The organism is Amycolatopsis sp. NBC_00438, from assembly GCF_036026695.1.
Taxonomy (GTDB): Bacteria; Actinomycetota; Actinomycetes; order Mycobacteriales; family Pseudonocardiaceae; genus Amycolatopsis.
On the sequence record NZ_CP107923.1, the window covers coordinates 3,636,845 to 3,658,695 of the forward strand.

Consider the following 21,851-nt stretch of genomic DNA (forward strand, 5'->3'; position numbering starts at 1 on the left):
TCACACCATGACAAAGAACAGCACGACCTGGTCCGGCATGGTGGAGATCGACGACACGGCCCTGGCCGTCACCGACACCGGCGGGCCCGGCATCCCCGTGGTCTACCTCAACGGCCAGTTCGCCACCCAGGGCTACTGGCGCCGGGTCGTCGCCGAACTCGGCGACGGCTTCCGGCACATCACCTACGACGAGCGGGCCCGCGGCAAGTCGAAGCGCTCGGGCGACTACTCCTTCGAGGTCGCCGTCCGCGACGTCGACGCCGTGCTCGCCGCCCGGGGTGTGGACCGGGCGCTGCTGGTCGGCTGGTCCTACGGCGCGCTGGTCGGCGCACACTGGGCCGCCCGGAACCCGGCGCGCACGATCGGCGCGGTCCTGGTCGACGGCGCCTTCCCGTACGACTGGCTCGACGACGCCATGGAGCAGCGGATCCGCAAGCTGTTCAAGCGGATGAGCTGGTTCCTGCCGGTGCTGCGGCCCACCGGCCTGGCGCCGCGGATGAGCGCCGAACAGCAGGCCGAGAGCAACATCGAGATCGGTGTGCTCTCCCGCGAACGCGAGCTGGGCCCGGTGCTCGACGCGATCACCGTCCCGACGCGGTTCGTGGTCGCGTCGGGGACGTCGCTGGGCAGCCGCGGCGACGAGCAGGAGCGGATCCGCGCCGGCCTCGACGCCGCGGTCGCCCGCAACCCGCACATCGAGGTGAGCGCGAAGGTCACCAGCAACCACGGCGCGATCCTGCGCAAGGACTTCGGCGCGGTCGCCGCGGCCGTCCGCGAGGTCGCGGGCACGCCGAGCGGCGAGGACGGCCTTACGGCACCAGGTAACGCGTCAGCAGGCTCGACCCGTCGGTGAGCACGGTGTCGAGGTCCAGCTTCAGCGGATCGAAGGCACCGCCGACGGCGGCGCGATCGGCCGTCCCGGCCACCAGGAACGGCGCGACCGTCAGCCGGAACTCGTCGACCAGGCCCGCCTCGGCCAGCGACGCGAACAGCCGGGGCCCGCCTTCGCAGTCGATCCGGCGGAAGCCGCGCTCGGTCAGGGCGGCGACGGCGAGGTCGAGCGCGACCGTCTCCTCCCCCGCGACGATCACCTCGGCACCCGCCGCCGTCCAGGCGTCCCGCTGGTTCTCCGGCGTCCGCTCGCTGGTGATGACGATGGTCGGCACGGCGGCGCGGGTGATCACCGGCGCGTCGGGCGGCAGGCCGCGGCCGGTGGTGACGACGGCGATCGGCGGGACCGGCTCGAGGCCGTGCCGCCGGCGGCGGTCCGCGGTCTCCTCGTCCGGGTGCACGCCGTCGAACTCCTCGATCACCGCGGTCCCGGCGCCGAGCAGGACGACGTCGGCGAGGTCGCTGCCCAGTTTGAACACGACCCGGTCGGGCTCGGTCGAGAGCGGGAGCGAGCGGCCGGCGACGGTGATCGCGCCGTCGGTGCTCGACACGAAGTTGACGATCAGCCACTTCGCGACGTCGGGGAAGCGGTAGAGGGCTTCGAGGTCGTCCCGCCCGATTTCGCGGACGCTCTCGGGGGGCCAGATCTGCTGGAGTTTCACAGCCACCGCACCGCGTTCTTCGGCGGGCGGGTGCCGACGATGCTCGCGATCATCTCGACCACGTGCCGCGTCTCGCGGACCTGGTGCGCCCGGAACATCGCGGCGCCGTGCGCGGCCGCGAGCGCGGTGGCGGCCAGCGTCCCGGTGACCCGGTCGTCCATGCCGACGTCGAGCGTCTCGCCGACGACGCCCTTGTTGGACAGCGCCATCAGCACCGGCCACCCGGTGGCCACCAGCTTGTCGACGTTGCGCAGCACGGCCAGCGACTGGTGGGTGTTCTTCGAGAAGTCGATGCAGGGGTCGATCATGATGCCTTCGCGCGGGACGCCGCGCTCGACCGCCCGCTCGGCGAGCTCGGTCGTGTCGGCGATCACCGACGCGACGACGTCGTCGTACACCGGCTTCACCGGGTCGGTGCGCGGGTCGAGGCCGTCGGTGTGGGCGCAGATGTAGCCCGCGCCGTGCTCCGCGGCGACGTCCAGGATCTCGGCGTCGTAGGCGGCCCAGTTGTCGTTGATCAGGTCCGCGCCGGCCCGGCACACGGCGTCGGCGACCTCGGCGCGGTAGGTGTCGACGCTGATCACGACGTCCGGGAAGTGCTCGCGGGCCCACGCCACGGTCGGCACGACCCGGGCGATCTCCTCCTTGACGGTGACCTCGGGGCCCGGGCTGGCCGGCACGCCGCCGATGTCGATCACGGCGGCGCCGTCGTCGAGCACCCGGCCGATCGCCGCCTGCGCCCGCTCCTCCTCGAACGTCACCCCGTTGTCGTAGAACGAGTCCGGGGTCCGGTTGACGATCGCCATCACCAGTGCGTTGTCACTGGTGAGGCGCCGTCCCCGGAAGACGAGGTCGTGGATCGGCATGCGGTTTCTCTCCCGTGCAGGACGAACGTGGCTGCCACCGAGCATAGGCGATCACCGTTCTCCCGAGGTGCTCTCTCACGCTCAGCCGACGCTGGTGGAGAACTTCAGGGACCGGGCCGCCTCCGCGCGGAACGTCGAGCCGTGGTCGTCGCTGTAGGCCTCGCCGCCACCCGGGTAGGGGCTGGAGTCGTTGTACTCCAGGCCGTAGCAGCCGGTGGTGGTCGCCGAGCGGACCAGCAGCCCGTAGCGTTTCCCGGCGGTGACGGCGATGTCCGGCGCCACCGTGACCTCGCGCGGGGACCACCCGATCGACGTCGCCGGCACGACGACCGAGTTCAGCGCGGCACCGGTCGGCTGGAACGCGTCCGTCGCCTGGTAGACGCTGATTTCGAGGCCCGCGTTGGGGTTTCCGGCCTGGAAGCTCGTGTACGAGACGGCGGTCAGCGTGCCGCTGCGGCTCGGGACGAACGTCTGGAACCGGGCGACGCCGGAACCGACGTCGCAGTAGGTCCGGAAGCCGGTGACGCCGTCGGCCTGGTCCACGCCGGGCGGCGGGTCCTGGTGCCCGGCCGAGCCGGTGGCGAGGTCCAGGGTGAAGGAGTTCCGGCAGGTCATCGGGGCGATCGCGCCGGTGGCGGTGAACTCGAGGGGCGCCCAGTAGTAGTTCGCGAGGGCTTCGTTGCGCTGCCCGTTGTTCCAGAGGTCGCTGGCGTAGACGTAGGCGGTGCCCGACGTCGTCGGGATCGCCGAGACGAACGCCGGCTGCCCGCCGCAGGAGTCCGGGCTGATCTTCACCGGCGCCGACCACGGCCCCAGCGGGTTCGACGCCGTCCGGTACGACGTGCCGGTGCCCGCGCAGTAGCCGCAGTTCGGGTCGGAGTAGGTCAGGTAGTAGACGCTGCCGCGCTTGAAGAGGGCGGGTGCTTCGGTCTGGCTCTGGCCGAGGCGGGCGTAGCCGCCGGTGCCGGTCAGGTAGTCCGCGGCGAGGCGCTCCACGACGATGTCACCGCCTGCCCGCCAGTCGGTGTAGGCGAGGTACGCGGCGCCGTCGGTGTCGACGAAGACGTCGTGGTCGCCGTTGTTGACCCCGCCGGCCGGGGCGTTGTTGTTGACCGCAAGGGTCGGCACCGGGGCTTCGGTGAACGGCCCGGCCGGGTTCGCGGCGGTGAGGACCCGGAAGCCGACGCTGTTGTCGTAGACGTTGACCCAGAGCACGTACTTGCGGGTGGCCGCGTCGTAGCCGACGTGCGGCCGGAAGCAGCCGTAGGTGGCGCCGTTGCAGCGGGTCTGCCAGACGCCGGTGGCGTCGAACAGCCGGCCCCGGTCGGTCCAGTGCACCAGGTCCGGCGAGGTGTAGACCTTGAAGCCGCAGAACGGCGAACTCGTTGCCTGCCAGGCGAAACCGCAGTCGTAGCTGGTGCCGTAGAGGTAGTACGTGCCGCCGAAGAAGGCGATCTCGCCGTCGTGCGCGTCGACCGCGTCGCCCCGGGTGTCGAACCGGACGACCTGGTGGCCCTGCGCGTCGAAGTTGGTGACGGTCGTGGTGAACGCGCGCGCCTCGGCGGGCGCGGACAGCGTCACCGCCATTACGGCGGCCAGCACGAGGGTGATCACGGACCGGAGTGCGCGCAATCCCGGGGAGCCTGTCATCGTGCCGGCCTCCTTGCGGACATGAAACGTTTCAAGTCGCTCGCCCGACCACGTTAGCCCATAGATTGCCCCCATGACCGCGTTCACCGACTTCAATTTCAAGCTGATCGTCGTCGAGCAGCTGATGTACACCGACAAGACGCTGACGCCCGCGTTCCGCATCGCCGACGTCCTGGGCGTGACGGACACCTGGGAGCACACCTACCGGCGCGGGCTCGCCCACCAGGTGGTCCCGGAGGCGCGCGGGTACTTCGAGTCGCTCGAAATCGACGCCGGGCTCCTGGCCACCGTGGAGAAGCTGGTCATGGACGGCGGGCTGCAGGTGTACCAGGAGTGCTCGCCGATCTGGGACGGTGAAGACGAGCTGTACGACGTCAGCTCGCTCGACGATCTCGCCCTGCTGCCGAACCTGCGGCGTGTCGTGGGCTCGGAGTTCCTCGGCCCGCGGTTGCGGGAGGTCCTTCGCTCGCGCGGTGTCGCCGCGGACTGACCGAGCGGTCCGCGTCGCCGTAGTAACCCGCGGGCAGCCGCCGGAACCGGCGGCGGAAGCGCAGCCAGCCGATCAGCTGCGTGCCGGCGGCGAGCACGAGGTAGGACAACGCGAAACAGCCCTGCGCGCCGAGGTGGGACAGGTCCATCCCGGCGGGCCACACGGCGAGGAAGTACAGGGCCGACGGGGCGAACCGGTGGGCGTCCTGGGCGCGCAGCACGCCGTCGACCGCGCGCGACGCGGCGTCCTCCGCGATGACCGGCGCACGCAGCACCCGGCCGAGGACCAGCGCCGTCGCCCCGGCCCCGGCCGCCAGCCCGAGCGTGCGGGCCCCGGCGTCCAGGGGCGCGGCCGGTTCGGCGAGGAACTGCGTGGCGCACAGGACAGCGCCCCCGCCGAACGTGATCACCGTCGCGGCCAGGTACCACCAGCCGACCTGCCGCGCCGCCGCACTCCACGGCGGCGGTGCGCCGGTGCCGGCCAGGCCCTCGGCGAGCTCTTCGCGCGTCTGCACCTGCCGCCACCGCATCACGAACAACGCGGCCAGCACCACGCCGACCAGCAACGGCCGGAGCAGCTCCAGCTCCCGCGGCGCGCTCAAGCCGGGCCAGAAGACCAAGCAGACGACCAGCACGGCGAACACGGTCGGCCGCCTGAGCCATTCACGGGTGCCGACGCGCAGCGCGATCAGCCGGGTGGGCAACCCGACTTCGACCCCGTGCCGCGCCAGCCACGTCCGCGCGGCGGTCACCTCGGCGAACGACGGCTCGCCCGGCAGCCTCGGATCCACCGGCAACGCCGGTTCACGCACGACCAACCGAAAGCCTCCCAGCCCTCACCACCGGCGGGAGTCTACGTCAGGCCTCGGGCCGGGATCATCGCGCCGGTTGTCCGCGAAAAGCCGGGGTTGCCCGCCGGATCCCCGCCGGTCGGCCTCTGACCGCCCAGCGGCCGCGCCGACCGGCGACGGACCCGGACGACCTCGACGTCGCCGGTGCGCCACCACTACTCCCTCACCACAGCACGGACCGCGCCCGCCACCGGTTCACCCACTCCCTCACCGGCGCACCGGCTTGCCCGCGAAGGTCCAGCGGTTGCTCGCCAGCGCGTCCTGGTGTTCCGGCACGAGGTCCGCGTCGTGCTCCGCCGCGAAGTCGAACGGGGTGCGCACCGACGTCTCCCAGCCGCGGGCGCGCAGCGCGCCCGCGGAGTCCGGACGGGGTTCGGCGTCGAACAGCGCGGTCAGGTCCACGCCGATCTGGTCCTTCGCGCTGCGGTAGATCGGGCCGCCCGGGTGTTCCACGCCGAGTTTCACCTCGTACGCCAGGCAGCTTCCGGGTGCGGCAAGCTGGTCCACCGTTGAGACGAGCCGTCGCTCGGCGTCGGCGGGCAGGTAGAGCAGCAGGCCCTCGGCCAGCCACGCCGTCGGGACGTCCGGGTCGAATCCCGCGTCACGCAACGGACCGGCCCAGTCCGCGCACAGGTCCACCGCGACCGTCGTGCGGGCCGCGGTCGCCGTCGCGCCGAGGTCGTCCAGGACCTGCCGCTTGAACGCCAGCACGTCCGGCCGGTCGAGCTCGAACACCGGGCAGCCGGCCGGCCAGGCGAGCCGGAAGGCCCGCGAGTCCAGCCCGGCGCCCAGCAGGACCACCTGCCCGGCACCGGCGCGCACCGCGCCGAGCAGGAAGTCGTCGAGGACCCGGGTGCGCAGGCCGAAGTACCGCCCGAGCCGGCCCCACAACGGGTTCGCCGCGCCGCCGGGGACGTCGTGCCAGTGCACCGGCCACTCCCCCGACGCCCGCGCCGCCCGGACGAAGTGCCGCGCGAACCCGTCGTGCGCCAGGGAATCCGGCCGGGTCGCCTCGATCGCCCGGGCCGCGGCGACCATCAGCGCGGTCCGGCCGACGCCGCTTTCGATGCCCTCGATGCCCTCGATGTCTTGTGTGCCTCGGGTGGTGACCACTCGTCCTCCTCCGCGAATCGGGTCCACGACGCGGGCCGGTCGTGGGTGGTCGTCCTCGCCCCGTAGACGAGTTCCATGAACCGCAGGGTTTCCTCGTCGGACCGGTGCAGGGCGGTCGTGCAGTCGGTCAGGACCGTGAGGTGGAAACCCTTCTGGAACGCCGTTCTCGCCGTCGAGTCCACGCAGACGTCGGCGTAGACGCCGGCGAGGACGAGGTGCCCGATCCGGCGCCGGCGCAGGTACTGCCCGAAGCCGTGGGACAGGAAGGCGTCGAAGCAGGCGTGCTTGGTGAAGACGCGCTCTCCGGGCGCGGGCGCGACCTTGTGGAACTCCGCACCCCACGAGCCGGCCAGGCACTTCGGCTGTTTGCCCAGCACCCGGTCGCGCCGCCGCCAGCTCGGCCGCTGGTGCTCGACGTCGCCGAGGAAGCGCACGAAAGCGACCTCGGTGCCGGCGCGCCGCGCGAGGTCGACGGCGCGCGCGGCGTTCGTGGTGACCCGCTCCAGCGTCCCCGGTTCGCCGCGGTACCGGGCCGCGACCACGGGCCCGGCGCAGAAGTCGTTCTGCAGGTCCACCACGACCAAGGCGGTCTTCACGCGCCCGCCACCGGCACCCGGTCGGCGGCGGGGTCCAGCGCGGCCAGCACCTCGGCCACGACCTCCGTGGTCGAGTGCCGGCCGCCGACGTCCGGCGTGCCGACGCCGCGGGCGAGGACCGTGGCCAGCGCCTCTTCGGTCGCCGCGATGGCGCCCGGGCAGCCGGCGTGCCGTTCGGCGACGGCCGCGGCGGCCCGGATCGTGGCCGTCGGGTTGACCCGGCCGGTCCCGGCGAGGTCGTCGGCCGAGCCGTGCACGGTCTGGTACTCGACCAGGCCGTCGACGTCCGGGTGCAGGAGGACGTTCTCGGTGTAACGGCGTTCCTGGCGTTCGCCGCCGAACGCGTCGAGCAGCACGACGTGCATGATGTCGGCCCATTCGTTGCCGGCGACGACCAGCGTGCGCGGGGTGAGGCCGTGCTCGATCAGGTTGCGGTTCACCGTGTCCGGCTGGCAGAGCTCGACCGTCACGCCGAGCCGCGCGGCGATCTCGCCGACCCATTCGCCGAGCGCGCCGTCCAGCAGGTGGAACTTGTACGCCAGGACGATCCGGGCGGGTCCGTCGTCGGGCCACTGCGCCCAGGCCCGGCGCAGCGCGAAGACGATCACCTTCTCGGTGATCTCCTTGCTGAACACCGTCGTGCGGGTCACCGTGCCCGGCGTGTGCGCGTTTTCGCCGGTGTAGAAGCCCTGGGCCTGGTCCCGGACCAGCAGCAGGGCCGGCGTGATCGGGTCGACCTTGACCGCCTGCAGCCGCTCCCGGACCAGGTAGAGCGACTGGGCGTTGATCGCCGTGCGGAAGATCGCCGAAACCCCCGCCCGCGCCTGTTCCCGGCAGAACTGTCCGTAGTGGCCGGCATCCTCCTCGGTGAGCCGGCGGATCCGCTCGGTTTCGCCCTCGTCCTTCAGGGTGAAATAGGAATGGTACAGCCGGGGCGAGCGCACCATTTCGATTTCGGTCGAGTGGCGCAGGCCGATTCGGGTCAGCACGGTTTCGAAGACGTCCGCCAGTTCCGGACCCGTGCCCCGGCCGACCGCCAGCCCGACGACCGGCCGCGCGCGGTGCGCGCCCATTCAGCCGGCCACGTTCGCGACCAGGTGGTCACCGGTGATGCCGACCTTGTCCGGGCTGTAGTAGTCCTTGATCGCCTCGGTCCAGACCGGCACCCGGACGCGATCGCCGGCCGACGGCCCGAAGGCGTCGAAGAGGGCGTCGATGTTGTCGCGGTCGAAGCCGATCGCCGTCATCAGGGCGACGAACAGCGGGCGTTCGATCATCCCGTCACCGTCCGGATCCCCCAGTGCGGCCAGGGATTGCGCGAAGTCCGTCACGGTGGCGTCGAACCGTTCCGGCGACAGCACGCAGGCCGCGTACTCCTCGAAGCTCACCCTGCCGTCGTGGTTCGCGTCGAGTTCCCGCTCCAGGGTCGTCCAGTACCGGTGGAAGGCCGCTTCCATCGCCTGCTTCGCCGCGGCGCCGGAGCCTTGGGCCGCCTGCAGCACGCGGTCGGCCATCGTCGAGAAGTCCTGTTCTTCGAGATAGCCGTTCCGGTCGACGTCGAAGAGGGTGAAAACGAGCTTGATCCGGTCGACCGCGGTGGCACCCATCGATTTATGACCTTTCCGTCGGGATTGTTCCCCGAGCAGTTTGCGCCCGGCCGACCGGTCCGTGAATCCGTTTCACCCCAAGGTGTGGAATCGCCATTCCGCCGCGTTTTCACCGGGGTGCCGCACCGTTCGTCCCGGCCGGGGCACGCCCCGGCACGCACGGTGATGCTCAGCCGCGGACGGCCGCCAGCGCGGCGACCAGAGCGTCGACGCCGAACTCGAATTCGGCGTCGTGGTCGCAGACCGCCAGGTGCGGCGCCGCCGCCACGACGTGCGGCAACCCGGACGCCGTCAGCTCGGTTTCGCGCCGCCCGGCGCCTTCGACGTCGGCGCCGCTGAACGCCGGTCCCGCGGACACCTCCCGCAGCAGCGAGCCGACCAGGAAGGCCAGCGACGTCCGCAGCGCGCGCACGGCACGGTCCGGCGGGAACCCGGCCCGGTCGAGGACGGCCAGCACCGCCTCGGTCGGCCCGAGCGCGGCGGGCGCGTCGAGCTGGCGGGTCAGCACGAGCGGCGCGCAGCGCGGGTGCCGCAGCGCGGTGCGCCGGAAGGCGCGGGCGACCGCCCGGACGTCGGCGTCGAGGTCGCCGCTCGGGGCCGGCAGGCGCAGGCCCGCCAGCACCGCCTCGGTGATCGCGTCGAGCAGCGCGTCCCGGTTCGCGACGTGGTTGTAGAGGCTCATCGCATCGACGCCGAGGCGCTTGGCGACGCCGCGCATGGTCAGCCGTTCGACACCTTCGGCCTCGGCGAGCGCCATCGCCGCGTCGACGATCCGCGGCCGTGACAACGGTTCCCGCCCCCGCCGGGGCCGGCCGCGCCGCGGCGGGTCCGTCTCGGTGTCCATCCCGCACCTCCTGGACAAAACCTACAGCGTAGGTCTACCGTCCGTACATACCTACAGCGTAGGTTTTATCCCACCAAGACTTGAGGACCCCGGATGACGACCGCCTACACCCTGCCGCCGGAAGACGTGCTGCGCGCTCGCGAGAAGCTCGTCCTCGACCACTTCCACGACGAGGTGCGCCAGGCCTGGGACGACGTGCTGGAGACGTTCCCCCACCCGCACTACGAGCTGATCGCGTCGATGACGGTCCACGACGGCGACGGTGAGGTCCGCGGCTACTACCACGACACCCGCGTCGCCTTCCCCGACCAGGACCACGAGATCATCGCCCTGCGCCACACGGCCGACGCCGTGGTCGTCGAGTTCTGGCTGAAGGGGACCCACCTCGGCCCGCTGGGCAAGATCCCGCCGACCGGTAGCCGGCACCGCACCCGGATGACGGCGTACTTCGTCTTCGACGAGCAGGAGAACCTGGTCACCGAGCGCGTCTACTTCGACCAGCTGACCGTGCTGAAACAGCTGCTGGGCGGGCTGGACAAGAAGAACCCGAAGGACCTGGCCACGTTGGTGCGCGCGGTCTTCGGCGCGTTGGGCGAGGCCGGCGGCGAGCCGGATCCCCGGCTGCTCGGCTGAAAAGCGGGGGCGGCCGGTTCACCGGCCGCCCCCGCTCACTTCACCTGGTCAGCGCCGGCAGGGGTTGCCGGCGGGGTGGGCGGTGGTTCCGTGCACGTCGGCCTGGGACTCCGCGAGCACGATCTTGGCGAGCGCCGTGTCCAGCGCGACCGCCTGCTGCTTCACGACGCCGTTCACCACGGTCTGGCCGTTCAGCTTCAGCGAACCGATGACCAGCGGGATGGTCAGCGGAGCCGAGCCGACCGTGACCGCGAGGCCGTTGATCTTCAGCGAGGCGACGTTCGAACTGCCCGCCAGCGCCGGGGCGAGACCGCCCGTGGCCGGCTGGCAGGTCGCCGACGCCTGCGACTGGATCACGCCCAGCTCGATGGTCAGCCCGAGCGTGCTGATCACCGTCTTGTCGATCTTGGCGGTGGCCTGCGCGTGGTCACCGGCGGCCGGGGCCGCCGACTGGTTGTCCGGCGTGACGTCCGTCGACGCGGTCAGCGTCTTGGTCTCCACCTTGATCAGGCCCGCGTTGAGCGTCGCGCCCAGCACGGTCTGGCTGTCGTCGGCGCAAGGCAGGTCCGCCGGGTTGGCGACCCCCGCGGTGATGCCGATGACGTTCGCGGCGGTGCCGGTGCAGGAGAACGCGCCGTCCCGGTCGTCGTCGGTGATCGTGCCGATCCCGGTCGGGTCGACCAGGCCCGCGCCGACCGGCGCCGACAGCGTCACCGTGAACGTCTCGTCCGGCTCGTCGACCGTGTCCGGGTTGACCGGCACGGTCACCGGCTTGGCCGTCTCACCGGGCGCGAAGGTGACGTCGCCGCTCGCCGCCGCGTAGTCCGCCGGCGCGCTCGCCGTGCCGTCGGCGGTGGCGTAGTGGACGGTCACCGGGTTCGGGCTGGCCCCGCCGAGCAGCGACACGGTGAAGGTCGCCGGCACCGGAGCGCCGCCGGATCCTTCGGCGACCGTGACGTCGTTGACGCTCAAGCCGAGCACCCGCACGGTCGTCGTCTCCACGTAGCCCCGCGAGACGCCGTCGACCAGGTAGTCGACGGTGCAGTGGTAGGTCCCCGGCGCGGCGTTGCCCGCGGCGGCCACCGTCTCGGTGAAGGTGGCGACGTCACCACTGGGCACCTTGACGCTCGTGGGCGCGTTGGTGACCGTGAGCTGCGGGTCGCACGTGGTGACCTGCGGGGTCACCGTGACCTCGATGGACTTGATGCCGTCGAGGATGGCCTGCGACACCGCGCTCGAGGGCACGTTGTTGAGCAGCACGCCGCCGGTGGCCGACGTGATCGCGCTAGCCTGCCCGTCGAGGTCGAGCGCGCCCACGTTGACCGCGACGACGCGGATTTTCGCCGCCTTGAGCGCGTCGATGGTCTGGGCCAGGTTGTGCCCGCCGCTCGGGTCGTGCGACGGCGCGTCGCCGAACCAGGCGACGATGCGCGTGCCGTCCGGGCGGAAGGTGACCGCACCGGTGGCCAGCTCGTAGAGGGCGTTGAGGTCGGCTTCCGGGCCGTCGCCGCCGCCGGAGGCGACCCATTGGTTCGTGCCGGCCTGGATCGCCGCCTGGTCACCGGTGATGCCCGTGTTGACGCGGAACGCGAAGGGGTCGGTGAAGTCCTTGTACTCGGCGACGCCGAACTGCGCGGTCGGCTGCGCGGCGAGCACGTCGCCGGTGATGGTGTTGGCGTTCGCGCGCACGTTGCCGATGGCGGCGCCCATGCTGCCCGTGGTGTCGGCGAGCAGCACCAGGTCGGGGTTCGGCGGCACGGCCGACGTCGTCACGTGCTTGGTCACGGTGGCGCTCTTCCCCGCGTCGAGCGTGAGGTCGACGGTGGCCGGATCGACGCCGGGCGGCGCCGCGGCGGCGACCGCGGTCGGGGCGAGCAACGCCGTGACGGCCGTCAAGGCGACGAACACTGATCTTCGGGACATGACTTCCCTTTCGAGATTTTCCGGTGCCTGGCCTGGGAAAGACGGAAAACCGCCGACTTCGTTAGCACTTCGCCCGCGCTTCACCCGGAGCGCGCAGTCAAGGCGCTCAATGGGCGATCACCGGGAATTCGCGCTACTCAAAGGGGTACTGGCCGGACCGTCTCCTCGAGGGCGGCCGGAAACCGTCACACTCCAGTGCGACGCCGGTCCCGGTTCTCTGCACAACGCGTGGTCGATCGGCCGCCGGAAACCACCGGTTTTTCTCACCGGAACGGAGAAGAATGACCCGAATGCCGCAGTGAACCGGCTAGGAAAGGTCGGCCAGGTCGAGCACGAAGCGGTACCGGACGTCGTTGCGGCCGAGCCGCTCGAGAACGTCGTTCACCTGCTTCGACGGGACCACCTCGACGTCGGCGGTGACGTCGTGCGCGGCGCAGAACTCCAGCATCGCGGCGGTCGCCGGGCGGCCGCCACTGCCCGCGGAGCCCAGCTTCTTGCGGCCGACGAGCAGATCCGTCATCGACACCGTGACCGGGCCCAGGTGCCCGACGACGCTCAGGGTGCCGTCGAGGGCGACCAGTTTCAGGTACGGGCCGAGGTCGTGGGGCACCGCGATGGTGTCGACGACGACGTCGAACCGGTCCCGGGCCGCGGACAACCGCGCCTCGTCGGTGGACACGATCAGATCGTGGGCGCCGAGGCGGCGGGCGCCCCCGGCCTTGTCGGCGGTCCGGCTGAGGACCGTGGTCTCGGCGCCGAGCGCGACGGCGAGCTTGACCGCGAGGTGCCCGAGGCCGCCGAGCCCGGCCACGGCGACGCGCGTCCCCGGACCGACGCCGAGGGCCCGGAGCGGCTCCCAGACGGTGATTCCGGCGCAGAGCAACGGCGCCGCCGCCGCGGGGTCGAGTCCCGCGGGCAGCGGGTAGGCGAACCCCTCGCCGACGACGTACTCGCGGGCGTAGCCGCCCAGCGTGGGGGTGCCGTCGTGGCGGTCGGTGCCGTCGTAGGTCAGGGTCGGGAACTCGTGGCAGAAGTTCTCCTGCCCCCGCCGGCACATCGGGCAGACGCCGCACGAGTCCACGATGTTGCCCACCGCGACGGCGTCCCCGACGGCGAATCGCGTGACGCCACTGCCCGCTTCGGTCACCACGCCGGTGAACTCGTGGCCGGGCACCAGCGGCGTCTCCCGGCCGGCGCGGTGCAGGGCGTGGAGGTCGCTGTGGCAGACCCCGCAGTAGTCCACCCGCACGGCGACGTCGTCCGCCCGCAGATCACGGCGTTCGAGCGGCACCCGCCGCAGCGCGTCCCCGGTGCGGTCGGCCTGCCAGCCCACGGTCGTCCTCATGGCTCACTCCTCAAACAAACAGACTGTTCGGTCTATTTGACCGTAGCCGAGGCTCGGCGATCCGGCAAACAGACTGGTCTGTTGTTATCGTGGGCGGCATGGCCGACAAGCCCCTGACCTCGCGCGGCGCCGCGACGAGGCAGCGCATCATCGACGTGGCGACCCAGGAGTTCGCGCGGTACGGCCTGGCCGGCGCGCGCGTCGAGCGGATCGTGGCCGCGGCCCGCACCAACAAGGCGCAGCTCTACGGCTACTTCGGCAGCAAGGAAGAGCTGTTCGACACGATCTTCCTGGACGCGATGGGCTCGATCCGCGACGGCGTCCCGATCGACGCCGTCGACCTCGCGGACTGGGCCGTGCGCCTGTACGACGAGTACCTCCGCCGGCCCGACCTGATCCGGCTGGCCACCTGGGTCCGCCTCGAGCGGCGCCCCGCCGGGCACCTCGTCGCCGACGCCGACCGCCTCGACGCCGCCAAGCTCGGCGCCATCGCCGACGCGCAGGCCGCCGGGCGGGTCCGGGCCGGGGACCCGTTCGACCTGATGGCCGTGGTGATCGCGATGTCCATGGCGTGGTCGCCGGTCAGCAACGTCTACGCCGCCACCGACGAGGAACCGTCCGAAGTGCACGAACAGCGCCGGACGCTCCTGCGGGAGAGCGTCCGGCGCGCCGTCGCGCCCGAAGGTCAGTAACGGAAGGAGCGGGTCCCGGTCAGCGACCAGGCCCGGGCGACCCGGCCGTCGCGCACCGACAGCAGGTCGGCGCCGCTCGCCGCGGGGCCGGTCCACAAGAACGCGATGGTGCCCCGGCCGGGATCGACGATCGGCTCGCGGTGCGGCGTCAGCACCGCGGGTTCGGGCCGCGCGAGCGGTCCGGCCGCGCCGGAGAAGAACCCGAAGTCCCCGGTGAGCACGTCCACCTGATCGCCGGCGCGCCACCGGAGCCAGCCGTCGAGGACCTTGTCCAGGTCGTCTTCGGCGGTGTACGCCGGGTCGGGTGCGGTGTCGCGCCGCTCCCCCGCGAACGTCCAGTTCTCCGCGATCCGGTCCCCGCGCAGGATGTTGACGTCGAAGCCGGTCAGCTTCCGGCCGTCGGCCTTGTCCACGTCCCACAGGTAGGCGAAGTGGTCACCGCCGTCGGCGAGCACCCGTGGGCGGAAGATGTTGACGTGCTTCGCGCGGTAGCCGTCGAGGAACCGCACCTGCTCCGCCGGCCCGAGCACGCTGTCGAGGCCCGGCGTCTGCCCGGACCACTGCACGCAGGCGGGGCTCATCAGGTCGTGCGCCAGCGCGGGGTCCTCGTTCCACATGCGGCACCACTGCCGCATCCGTTCTTCGTTGTTTTCCATGTCCGCCACCATTCCGGTGGAGCGCGACACCGTCCTGTCGGTGTTCGGCGTCACATTTCCGCGCCTTTCACCGCAGGGCTTCGGCGTCCAGCCGGTCCAATTCCGCGGCCCATTCGGCCTCGCGCGGGCGGAACCGCTCGCCGGTCGGTTCGACGGCGGTGACGCGGTGCAGCTGGAACCCGCGGACGCCGTCGCGCAAGCGGCACCAGGCGACGACGTACCAGCCGTGCGGCCCCCACAGCAGGCCCATCGGCTCGACGTCGCGCTCGGAGGTCGCTCCCGCCCGGTCGGTGTAGGTCAGGTGCAGCACCCGGCTCGACACGACGGCGTCCTCGACGGTGTCCGCCACCACGCCGCGGATCACCGGGAGGTCGGGGTGCGGGCCGACGCGGTGCACGCGCGCGGCCAGCGCGTCCTCCCGGCGGCGCACGTCGGGCGGCAGCACGGCCAGGACCTTCTGCGCGGCCCGGCGCGCCGCGTCCGCGAACGGCGTGGCCGACGCGGCCCGCAGCGCGACGCTGATCGCCAGCGCCTCCCGCGCGGTCAGCGTCACGGGCGGGAGGGTGCGCTCGCGGTCCAGGCGGTAACCGCCGTTGCGCCCGGTGTCGCTCCGGATGGCGACACCGGACTCCCGCAGCGCGTCGAGGTCCCGTTCGACGGTGCGGGCGCTGACTTCGAACCGGCGCGCCAGCCAGGTCGCACTGCGCGGCCTCGGCGAAACGGCGCGAAGTTCCTCCACGAGGGCGTAAAGGCGTTCAGTGCGATTCACGACAGCTAATCTAACTGCCGTCCACCGGCTGGTTCCCGCCGCTCAGCGCAGGCCACCGGCCCGGGCTGTTACAGATCCCGGCCCGTTCGCGACAGCACTGTCGAGAATGACGGGGAGGGTGGTCGGTGACGGGCGAACGACAGGTGCGGCTGCGGCTGGGCACCCGCGCGGTCTCCGCTCCGGCCGAGATCGGCCGTGAGGTGGTGAAGCGTGAGGTGGTGAAGTACGCCGGAATCACGGTCCAGCGCGTCGAAGACGGCGAACTGGTCGAGCAGACGTGGATCCCGGTGGGCGAGGCGCCGACCTTCGCCGACGACGAAGCGCTGATCGCGGAGTGGCACCAGGCACTGCGGTGGACGCAGGCCCGCGCCGACGTCTGAAGCGTTCCCTTAATCCACTGTTGCGGACCGCGCACCCGACGGGAACGATCGGCGGTCATGCAGGTGCCGGCGCAGTTCGAGTACGAACGGGCCACCAGTGTCGGGCACGCCCTCGAGCTGCTGGCCAAGTACGGCCCCGAGGGCCGGGTGATCGCCGGCGGGCACAGCCTCATCCCGATGATGAAACTCCGGCTGGCGCGGCCCGAAGCCCTGGTCGACATCAACGAGCTCAGTGAGCTGTCCCGGATCGAAGTCGCCGGCGGGCAGCTGCGGATCGGGGCCCTCGTGCGGCACGCCGAACTGCTCGATTCGGCCGAAGCCGGGCGGCTGTTCCCGATCCTGCACGACGCCGAACGCGTGGTCGCGGACCCGATCGTGCGCAACCGCGGGACCGTCGGCGGCTCGTTGTGCCAGGCCGATCCGTCCGAGGACCTCTCGGCCGCGTTCACCGCCGTCCGGGCCGAGGCCGTCGTCGAAGGCGTGACCGGGACGCGGGTGGTGCCGGTGCGGGAGTTCTTCACCGGGCCGTACGAGACCGCCGTCGGGCCGGGTGAGCTGCTGGTGCAGCTGCGGGTGCCGATCCGCGACGGCACCGGGAGCGCGTACACGAAGGTCGGCCGGCGGGCCGGCGACTGGGCCATCGCCGCGGCCGGCGCGTCGCTGCGGCTCGACGGCGGTGTCATCGTCGAAGCAGGGCTCGGTCTCACCGCCGTCGGCGCGTCGAACTTCGTCGCCGCGGAGGCGGAGGACTTCCTGCGGGGCGGCCCGGCGACGCCGGTGCGGTTCGGCGAAGCCGGGACGATCGCCGCCGCGCACTGCTCCCCCGCCGCCGACCAGCGCGGACCCGTCGACTACAAGCGGCATCTGGTCGCGCAGCTGACCAGCCGGGCGCTGCACCGGGCCCACGCGCGGCGGGCGGGGTGACGTGGAGATCACCGTGACCGTCAACGACGAGCCGTACCGGCGCAGCGTCGAGCCGCGCCTGCTGCTGGTGCACTTCCTGCGCGACGACCTCGGCCTCACCGGCACGCACTGGGGCTGCGACACCTCCAACTGCGGCACCTGCGTGGTCTGGCTCGACGGGCTGCCGGTCAAGTCGTGCACGGTGCTCGCGGCGATGGCCGACGGCAAGCGCGTCCGGACCGTCGAGGACCTCGCCGACGGCCCGCGGCTCGACCCGGTGCAGCAGGGGTTCGTCGCCTGCCACGGCGTCCAGTGCGGGTTCTGCACCCCGGCGATGCTGATGACCGCGCGCTGGCTGCTCGACCGCGACCCCGATCCCGACGAAGACACCATCCGCGAGGCCATTTCCGGGCAGCTGTGCCGCTGCACGGGTTACGAGAACATCGTCCGCGCGGTCCGCTGGGCCGCCGAGCACCCGGACGGTGAAGCGTGACCGCGAACGGCCACGGTTCCGTGCGCCGCAAGGAGGACGGGCGGTTCGTCCGCGGCCGCGGCACGTTCCTCGACGACGTCACCCGGCCCGGCATGCTGCACGGCGCGATCCTGCGCAGCCCGCACGCGCACGCCCGGATCGTCGCGATCGACACCAGTGCCGCCGAGGCGCACCCGAAGGTCCGGGCCGTCATCACCGGCGCGATGCTGGCCGAGCGCGGCATGGCGTGGATGCCGACGCTGTCCCACGACGTCCAGGCCGTGCTGGCCACCGACAAGGTCCGGTTCCAGGGCCAGGAAGTCGCGTTCGTCGTCGCCGAAGACCGGTACGCCGCGAGGGACGCGCTGGAGCTGATCGACGTCGAGTACGAGCCGCTGCCGGTGGTCGCCGACGCGCGGACCGCCCTCGACGCCGATGCCGCGCTGATCCGCGACGACGTCGAAGGCCGTACGGACAACCGGATCTTCGACTGGGAGTGCGGTGACGCCGAGGCGACCGACGACGCCTTCGCGCGCGCGGACGTCGTCGCCACGCAGGACATGCTCTACCCGCGCGTGCACCCGGCGCCGATGGAGACCTGCGGCGCGGTCGCCGAGCTGGACCCGGTCACCGGCAAGCTGACCGTCTGGGCCACCGCGCAGGCGCCGCACGCGCACCGGCTGCTCTACTCGATGATCACCGGCCTGCCCGAGTACAAGATCCGGATCGTCGCCCAGGACATCGGCGGCGGCTTCGGCAACAAGGTGGGCATGTACCCCGGTTACCTGTGCGCGGTCGCGGCCACGATGCGCACCGGGCGGCCGGTCAAGTGGGTCGAGGACCGCTCGGAAAATCTGATGAGCACGTCGTTCGCCCGCGATTACCACATGCACGGCGAGATCGCGGCGACGCGCGACGGGAAGCTGCTCGGCCTGCGCGTGCGGGTGCTGGCCGACCACGGCGCGTTCAACGGCACCGCGCAGCCGTCCAAGTTCCCGGCCGGGTTCTTCCAGGTCTTCACCGGTTCCTACGACCTGCCCGCGGCGCACTGCGCGGTCACCGGCGTCCACACGAACAAGGCGCCCGGCGGCGTGGCGTACGCGTGTTCCTTCCGCATCACCGAAGCCGTGTACCTGGTCGAGCGGATGATGGACGTGCTCGCCTACGACCTCGGCGTCGACCCGGCGGAGCTGCGGGAGCGGAACTTGCTGCGGCCGGGGCAGTTCCCGTACACCTGCGCGACCGGCTGGGAGTACGACTCCGGCGACTATCCCGCGGCTTTGGCGCTGGCCAAGGAGATGGCGGGCTACGACGACCTGCGCCGTGAGCAGAAGGAGAAGCGCGAACGCGGCGAGCTGATGGGCATCGGGCTGAGCTTCTTCACCGAAGCCGTCGGCGCCGGCCCGCGCGAGCACATGGACATCATGGGCCTCGGCATGGCCGACGGCGCCGAGCTGCGCGTGCACCCGAGCGGGTCGGCCGTGCTGCGGCTGTCGTGCATGTCCCAGGGCCAGGGCCACGAGACGACGTTCGCCCAGATCGTCGCGCACGAGCTGGGCATCCCGACCGACGAGGTCGAGGTCGTGCAGGGCGACACCGACGCCACGCCGTTCGGTCTCGGCACCTACGGTTCGCGCTCGACGCCGGTGTCCGGCGCGGCCACCGTGCTGGTCGCGCGGAAGGTGCGGGCACGCGCGCGGCTCGTCGCCTCGGCGATGCTCGAGGTCAGCCCGGACGACCTGGAGTGGGAGCCCGGCCGCTGGTTCGTCCGCGGCGTGCCGGACCAGGGTGCCGCGATGCGCGAGATCGCCCGCGCCGCGCACTCCGACCTGGCGCTGCCCGAAGGCGTCGAAGGCCAGCTCGACGCGTCCTGTGTGTACAACCCGCCGAGCCTGACCTACCCGTTCGGCGCGTACATCTGTGTGGTGGACGTCGATCCCGGCACCGGCCAGGTGCGGGTGCGCCGGTTCGTCGCGGTCGACGACTGCGGCGTGCGGATCAACCCGGCGGTCGTGGCCGGCCAGGTGCACCGCGGCCTCGCCGACGGGATCGGGATGGCGTTGATGGAGCTGATCGCGTTCGACGACGACGGCAACCACCTCGGCGGGTCCTTCATGGACTACCTGCTGCCGACGGCCTTGGAGTGCCCGTCGTGGGAGCTCGGCGAGACGTGCACGCCGTCCCCACATCACCCGATCGGCGCCAAGGGCATCGGCGAATCCGCGACGGTCGGCTCCCCCGCCGCGGTGGTCAACGCCGTCGTCGACGCGCTGCGGCCGTACGGCGTGCGGCACGCGGACATGCCGCTGACGCCGGCGGCGGTGTGGTGCGCGATGCGGGGCCGGCCACTTCGGCCGGACCTGGCGATCACCTGAGGCCGGGCGACGTGGTGTTCGCCCGGCTCGGCACCGTCGTTCACGCAGGAATGCGCTGTGCCGGCGGGAAAGTACCGCGAATCCCCCGCCGTCAGGGTGTAGTCGGTGCCGCCAGGAACCGAGGCGCGGCGTTCCCTCTGCGCGGCCCGGGAAACCACCACGCGGGCCACGATCACGAACCATCCGCCGCGACCTGGATGATCGTCTTGCCGCGGGTGCGCCGGTGGTGGGTGAACGCCTCCGCCGCCTCGGCCAGCGGGCGGACGTCGCCGATCAGGAGGCGGAGGCGGCCGTCCCGCAACCGCTGGGCCAGGTCCGCCAGCCGGGCGCGGTCGGGTTCGACCACGAAGAAGACCGCGCGCCCGTCCTTCGGCGACGCCGTGGGTGGCGCCGCGATGGTCACGAGGGTGCCGCCCGGGCGGACCAGGGCGGCCGATCGCTCGAGGACGTCGCCGCCGATGACGTCGAAGACCACGTCGACCTCACCGGCGTCCGTCCAGGGATCGGTGGCCAGGTCCAGGAAGGCGTGTGCGCCGAGGTCCAGCACGACGTCGCGGTCGGCGGCCCGGCCGGTGCCGATGACGCGGGCGCCGATCTCGCGGGCGAGCTGGACGGCGATCGATCCGACGCCGCCGGCCGCGCCGTGGACCAGGACGGTCTGACCCGTGGTGAGGCCGCCGTGGTCGAAGAGTCCTTGCCACGCCGTCAGTCCGGAGATCGGCAGGGCCGCGGCGACCGGGTAGTCGATGTCCGCGGCCAGCGGGGCGAGGTTGCGCGCCTCCACCGCCGTGTACTCGGCGAGGGAACCGTCGCGGGTCCAGTCGACGAGGCCGAACACCCGCTGGCCGACGGTGAGGCCGGTGGTGCCGTAGCCCAGTTCGGCGACGACTCCGGCCACCTCGTGCCCGGGCACGCTGGGCGTGCGGTCGCGGCCCGCGCGGTCGGTCCAGGTGGCGGGCCAGTCGAGCTCGCCCGGTGTGAAGCCGGCGGCGTGGACGCGCACGATGACGTCGTTTTCGGCGGCGTGGGGGTACGGCAGGTCGGTCAGGGTGGGTCCGGCGTCACGGTCCCGTACGGTGAGGGCGCGCACGGCGGATCAGCTCGGCCACGCCGAAGCGAGGACGCGCTCGACGGTCGTCGTGCGCCGGAAACCGGGGACGAAATGCGCCAGCACATCGGAGTTCACGGTTCCGTTGGTCGTCTCCGGGCGGCTCTTGAGCCCGTCGAGGTAGGTGCTCAGGAAGTCCTTCTTGAACTCGCCCCGCGGGTGCGCGGCGACGATTTCCGCCACCTGATCGGGGTCCAGCCCGTCCAGGCCGAAGCCGAGCACGTCGGTCAGCACGCCGAAGTGCGTGGTGGCGATCTCCGGGCCCATCCGGCCGGGGATGCCCGGGGTCGTGTGCAGGGCGATCGCCGTCCACACCGTTTCCGCGGCCGCCGCGGAGAACCCGTGGTCGAGCAGGAACCGGCGCCCGTGGTCGGCGCCGTCGACCTCGAACCGCTGCTCCGCGGCGGAGAACGGCGTCAGGAGACCGGCGTCGTGGAACATGGCCGCCAGGTAGAGCAGTTCCGGGTCCGGTGCCACGCCGAGCCGGAGCGCGTGGATCCGGCCGAAGAAGTACACGCGGCGGGAGTGGTGGTAGAGCAGCGGGCTGGTCGTCTCCCGGGCGAGCCGGGTCGCCTCGGCGACCGCCGCCGTTTCGGGAACCGCCACCCCCGCGATGATCTCTGACATGGTTGCCGCGCCTTCACTCGTGGTGGCCGGACGGGGTGTCCGGCTCCCATCCTGCCGACCCGCGCCCGCTCGCGACCGTCCCCGGACGGCCAGGAACCCCTCGGATCAGGACACGGACGGCACCATGGTGCCTCGACCCGCCTGGGCGGAAACCCGGTCCGGCGCGGCCTTCTCGGCCGCGGTGGGATCCGGCGTCGCCTAAGCCGGCAACGCCGGGAGCTGCTCGACCGCACGGGCGGTCACGCAGCCAGGCGATCGCCACCGTCGCCATCGCGACGCCGCGGGCGGTCGCGATCTCCTCGACGGCGAGCCCGGCCGCGGAGAAGTACCGGCCGGCGGGCCGCCCCGCCGAAGCTCCGCTTGTCCCGGCGGTGTTTGCCGGTGCGGAGCCCGCCGATC

The 21,851-nt window shown here is 72.2% G+C and carries 23 protein-coding genes; 8 read left to right on the top strand and 15 right to left on the bottom strand.

The genetic code is table 11. From position 1 onward, the window contains the following. Positions 1-7: 7 nt before the first annotated feature. The gene (locus OG494_RS16020) at positions 8-853 is read left to right on the top strand and encodes an alpha/beta fold hydrolase (protein ID WP_328456428.1); all 846 of its coding nucleotides are present in this window, start codon (positions 8-10) and stop codon (positions 851-853) included. Here OG494_RS16020 and OG494_RS16025 read toward each other — a convergent pair. From OG494_RS16025 to OG494_RS16035, 3 genes are all read right to left on the bottom strand, one after another. Beyond that, positions 810-1,553: a pyrimidine reductase family protein gene (locus OG494_RS16025; RefSeq protein WP_328458951.1), complete on the bottom strand. Its 744-nt coding sequence runs from the start codon at positions 1,551-1,553 to the stop codon at positions 810-812. The genes OG494_RS16020 and OG494_RS16025 overlap by 44 nt on opposite strands. Continuing rightward, a complete protein-coding gene (gene folP, locus OG494_RS16030; protein ID WP_328456430.1) occupies positions 1,550-2,419 on the bottom strand; it encodes a dihydropteroate synthase in 870 nt (289 codons plus the stop codon). The genes OG494_RS16025 and folP overlap by 4 nt, the downstream gene beginning before the upstream one ends. Positions 2,420-2,500: 81 nt before the next feature. Then, positions 2,501-4,069: a family 43 glycosylhydrolase gene (locus OG494_RS16035; RefSeq protein ID WP_328456432.1), complete on the bottom strand. Its 1,569-nt coding sequence runs from the start codon at positions 4,067-4,069 to the stop codon at positions 2,501-2,503. A gap of 73 nt (positions 4,070-4,142) precedes the next feature. Between OG494_RS16035 and OG494_RS16040 the strand changes: the two genes are divergently transcribed. Then, positions 4,143-4,559, top strand: coding sequence for a DUF6892 domain-containing protein (locus OG494_RS16040; protein ID WP_328456434.1), 417 nt, complete (start codon positions 4,143-4,145; stop codon positions 4,557-4,559). Here the strand turns inward: OG494_RS16040 and OG494_RS16045 are convergent. The 6 genes from OG494_RS16045 to OG494_RS16070 form a co-directional block, all read right to left on the bottom strand. Next, the gene (locus OG494_RS16045) at positions 4,444-5,376 is read right to left on the bottom strand and encodes a hypothetical protein (RefSeq protein ID WP_328456436.1); all 933 of its coding nucleotides are present in this window, start codon (positions 5,374-5,376) and stop codon (positions 4,444-4,446) included. The genes OG494_RS16040 and OG494_RS16045 overlap by 116 nt on opposite strands. 240 nt (positions 5,377-5,616) lie before the next feature. Further along, complete coding sequence (locus OG494_RS16050) at positions 5,617-6,522, bottom strand: SAM-dependent methyltransferase (RefSeq protein WP_328456438.1); 906 nt, start codon at positions 6,520-6,522, stop codon at positions 5,617-5,619. Continuing rightward, on the bottom strand, positions 6,447-7,118 hold the full coding sequence (locus OG494_RS16055) for a cysteine hydrolase (RefSeq protein WP_328456440.1): 672 nt from the start codon (positions 7,116-7,118) through the stop codon (positions 6,447-6,449). The genes OG494_RS16050 and OG494_RS16055 overlap by 76 nt, the downstream gene beginning before the upstream one ends. Further along, complete coding sequence (locus OG494_RS16060) at positions 7,115-8,191, bottom strand: isocitrate/isopropylmalate family dehydrogenase (RefSeq protein WP_328456442.1); 1,077 nt, start codon at positions 8,189-8,191, stop codon at positions 7,115-7,117. Before OG494_RS16060 ends, OG494_RS16055 begins: the two co-directional genes overlap by 4 nt. Then, entirely contained in the window at positions 8,192-8,725 is a 534-nt protein-coding gene (locus tag OG494_RS16065) for an EF-hand domain-containing protein (RefSeq protein WP_328456444.1), read from the bottom strand. It lies immediately after the preceding gene. A gap of 169 nt (positions 8,726-8,894) precedes the next feature. Next, positions 8,895-9,569, bottom strand: a complete 675-nt coding sequence (locus OG494_RS16070) for a TetR/AcrR family transcriptional regulator C-terminal domain-containing protein (RefSeq protein WP_328456446.1) — start codon at positions 9,567-9,569, stop codon at positions 8,895-8,897. A 93-nt stretch (positions 9,570-9,662) separates the two neighbouring features. On the opposite strand from OG494_RS16070, the gene OG494_RS16075 reads away from it, so the two are divergent. Next, positions 9,663-10,202: an ester cyclase gene (locus OG494_RS16075; RefSeq protein WP_328456448.1), complete on the top strand. Its 540-nt coding sequence runs from the start codon at positions 9,663-9,665 to the stop codon at positions 10,200-10,202. A gap of 48 nt (positions 10,203-10,250) precedes the next feature. Here the strand turns inward: OG494_RS16075 and OG494_RS16080 are convergent, their stop codons facing one another. Both OG494_RS16080 and OG494_RS16085 read right to left on the bottom strand, forming a co-directional pair. Beyond that, positions 10,251-12,125, bottom strand: a complete 1,875-nt coding sequence (locus tag OG494_RS16080; protein WP_328456450.1) for a Calx-beta domain-containing protein — start codon at positions 12,123-12,125, stop codon at positions 10,251-10,253. Positions 12,126-12,432: 307 nt separating this feature from the next. Further along, a complete protein-coding gene (locus OG494_RS16085) occupies positions 12,433-13,470 on the bottom strand; it encodes an NAD(P)-dependent alcohol dehydrogenase (protein WP_328456452.1) in 1,038 nt (345 codons plus the stop codon). 98 nt (positions 13,471-13,568) lie between these two features. Here OG494_RS16085 and OG494_RS16090 point away from each other — a divergent pair, with 98 nt between their 5' ends. After that, entirely contained in the window at positions 13,569-14,162 is a 594-nt protein-coding gene (locus tag OG494_RS16090; RefSeq protein WP_328456454.1) for a TetR family transcriptional regulator, read from the top strand. Here OG494_RS16090 and OG494_RS16095 read toward each other — a convergent pair. Beyond that, positions 14,156-14,818, bottom strand: coding sequence for a hypothetical protein (locus OG494_RS16095; protein WP_328456456.1), 663 nt, complete (start codon positions 14,816-14,818; stop codon positions 14,156-14,158). The two genes, OG494_RS16090 and OG494_RS16095, sit on opposite strands and share 7 nt — an antisense overlap. Before the next feature lie 67 nt (positions 14,819-14,885). Further along, positions 14,886-15,587: a helix-turn-helix transcriptional regulator gene (locus OG494_RS16100; protein WP_328456459.1), complete on the bottom strand. Its 702-nt coding sequence runs from the start codon at positions 15,585-15,587 to the stop codon at positions 14,886-14,888. Positions 15,588-15,712: 125 nt separating this feature from the next. Here OG494_RS16100 and OG494_RS16105 point away from each other — a divergent pair, with 125 nt between their 5' ends. The 4 genes from OG494_RS16105 to OG494_RS16120 are packed head-to-tail and all read left to right on the top strand — an operon-like array spanning position 15,713 to position 19,717. Continuing rightward, a complete protein-coding gene (locus tag OG494_RS16105; RefSeq protein ID WP_328456461.1) occupies positions 15,713-15,967 on the top strand; it encodes a hypothetical protein in 255 nt (84 codons plus the stop codon). A gap of 57 nt (positions 15,968-16,024) precedes the next feature. After that, entirely contained in the window at positions 16,025-16,891 is an 867-nt protein-coding gene (locus OG494_RS16110; protein ID WP_328456463.1) for an FAD binding domain-containing protein, read from the top strand. 1 nt (position 16,892) lies between these two features. Next, positions 16,893-17,363, top strand: coding sequence for a (2Fe-2S)-binding protein (locus OG494_RS16115; protein ID WP_328456464.1), 471 nt, complete (start codon positions 16,893-16,895; stop codon positions 17,361-17,363). Beyond that, on the top strand, positions 17,360-19,717 hold the full coding sequence (locus OG494_RS16120; RefSeq protein ID WP_328456465.1) for an aerobic carbon-monoxide dehydrogenase large subunit: 2,358 nt from the start codon (positions 17,360-17,362) through the stop codon (positions 19,715-19,717). Before OG494_RS16115 ends, OG494_RS16120 begins: the two co-directional genes overlap by 4 nt. A 172-nt stretch (positions 19,718-19,889) precedes the next feature. On the opposite strand, the gene OG494_RS16125 is transcribed toward OG494_RS16120, so the two are convergent. After that, complete coding sequence (locus OG494_RS16125) at positions 19,890-20,807, bottom strand: NADP-dependent oxidoreductase (RefSeq protein WP_328456467.1); 918 nt, start codon at positions 20,805-20,807, stop codon at positions 19,890-19,892. 6 nt (positions 20,808-20,813) lie between these two features. Then, on the bottom strand, positions 20,814-21,452 hold the full coding sequence (locus OG494_RS16130; RefSeq protein ID WP_328456469.1) for an HD domain-containing protein: 639 nt from the start codon (positions 21,450-21,452) through the stop codon (positions 20,814-20,816). Between the last annotated feature and the right edge of the window lie 399 nt (positions 21,453-21,851).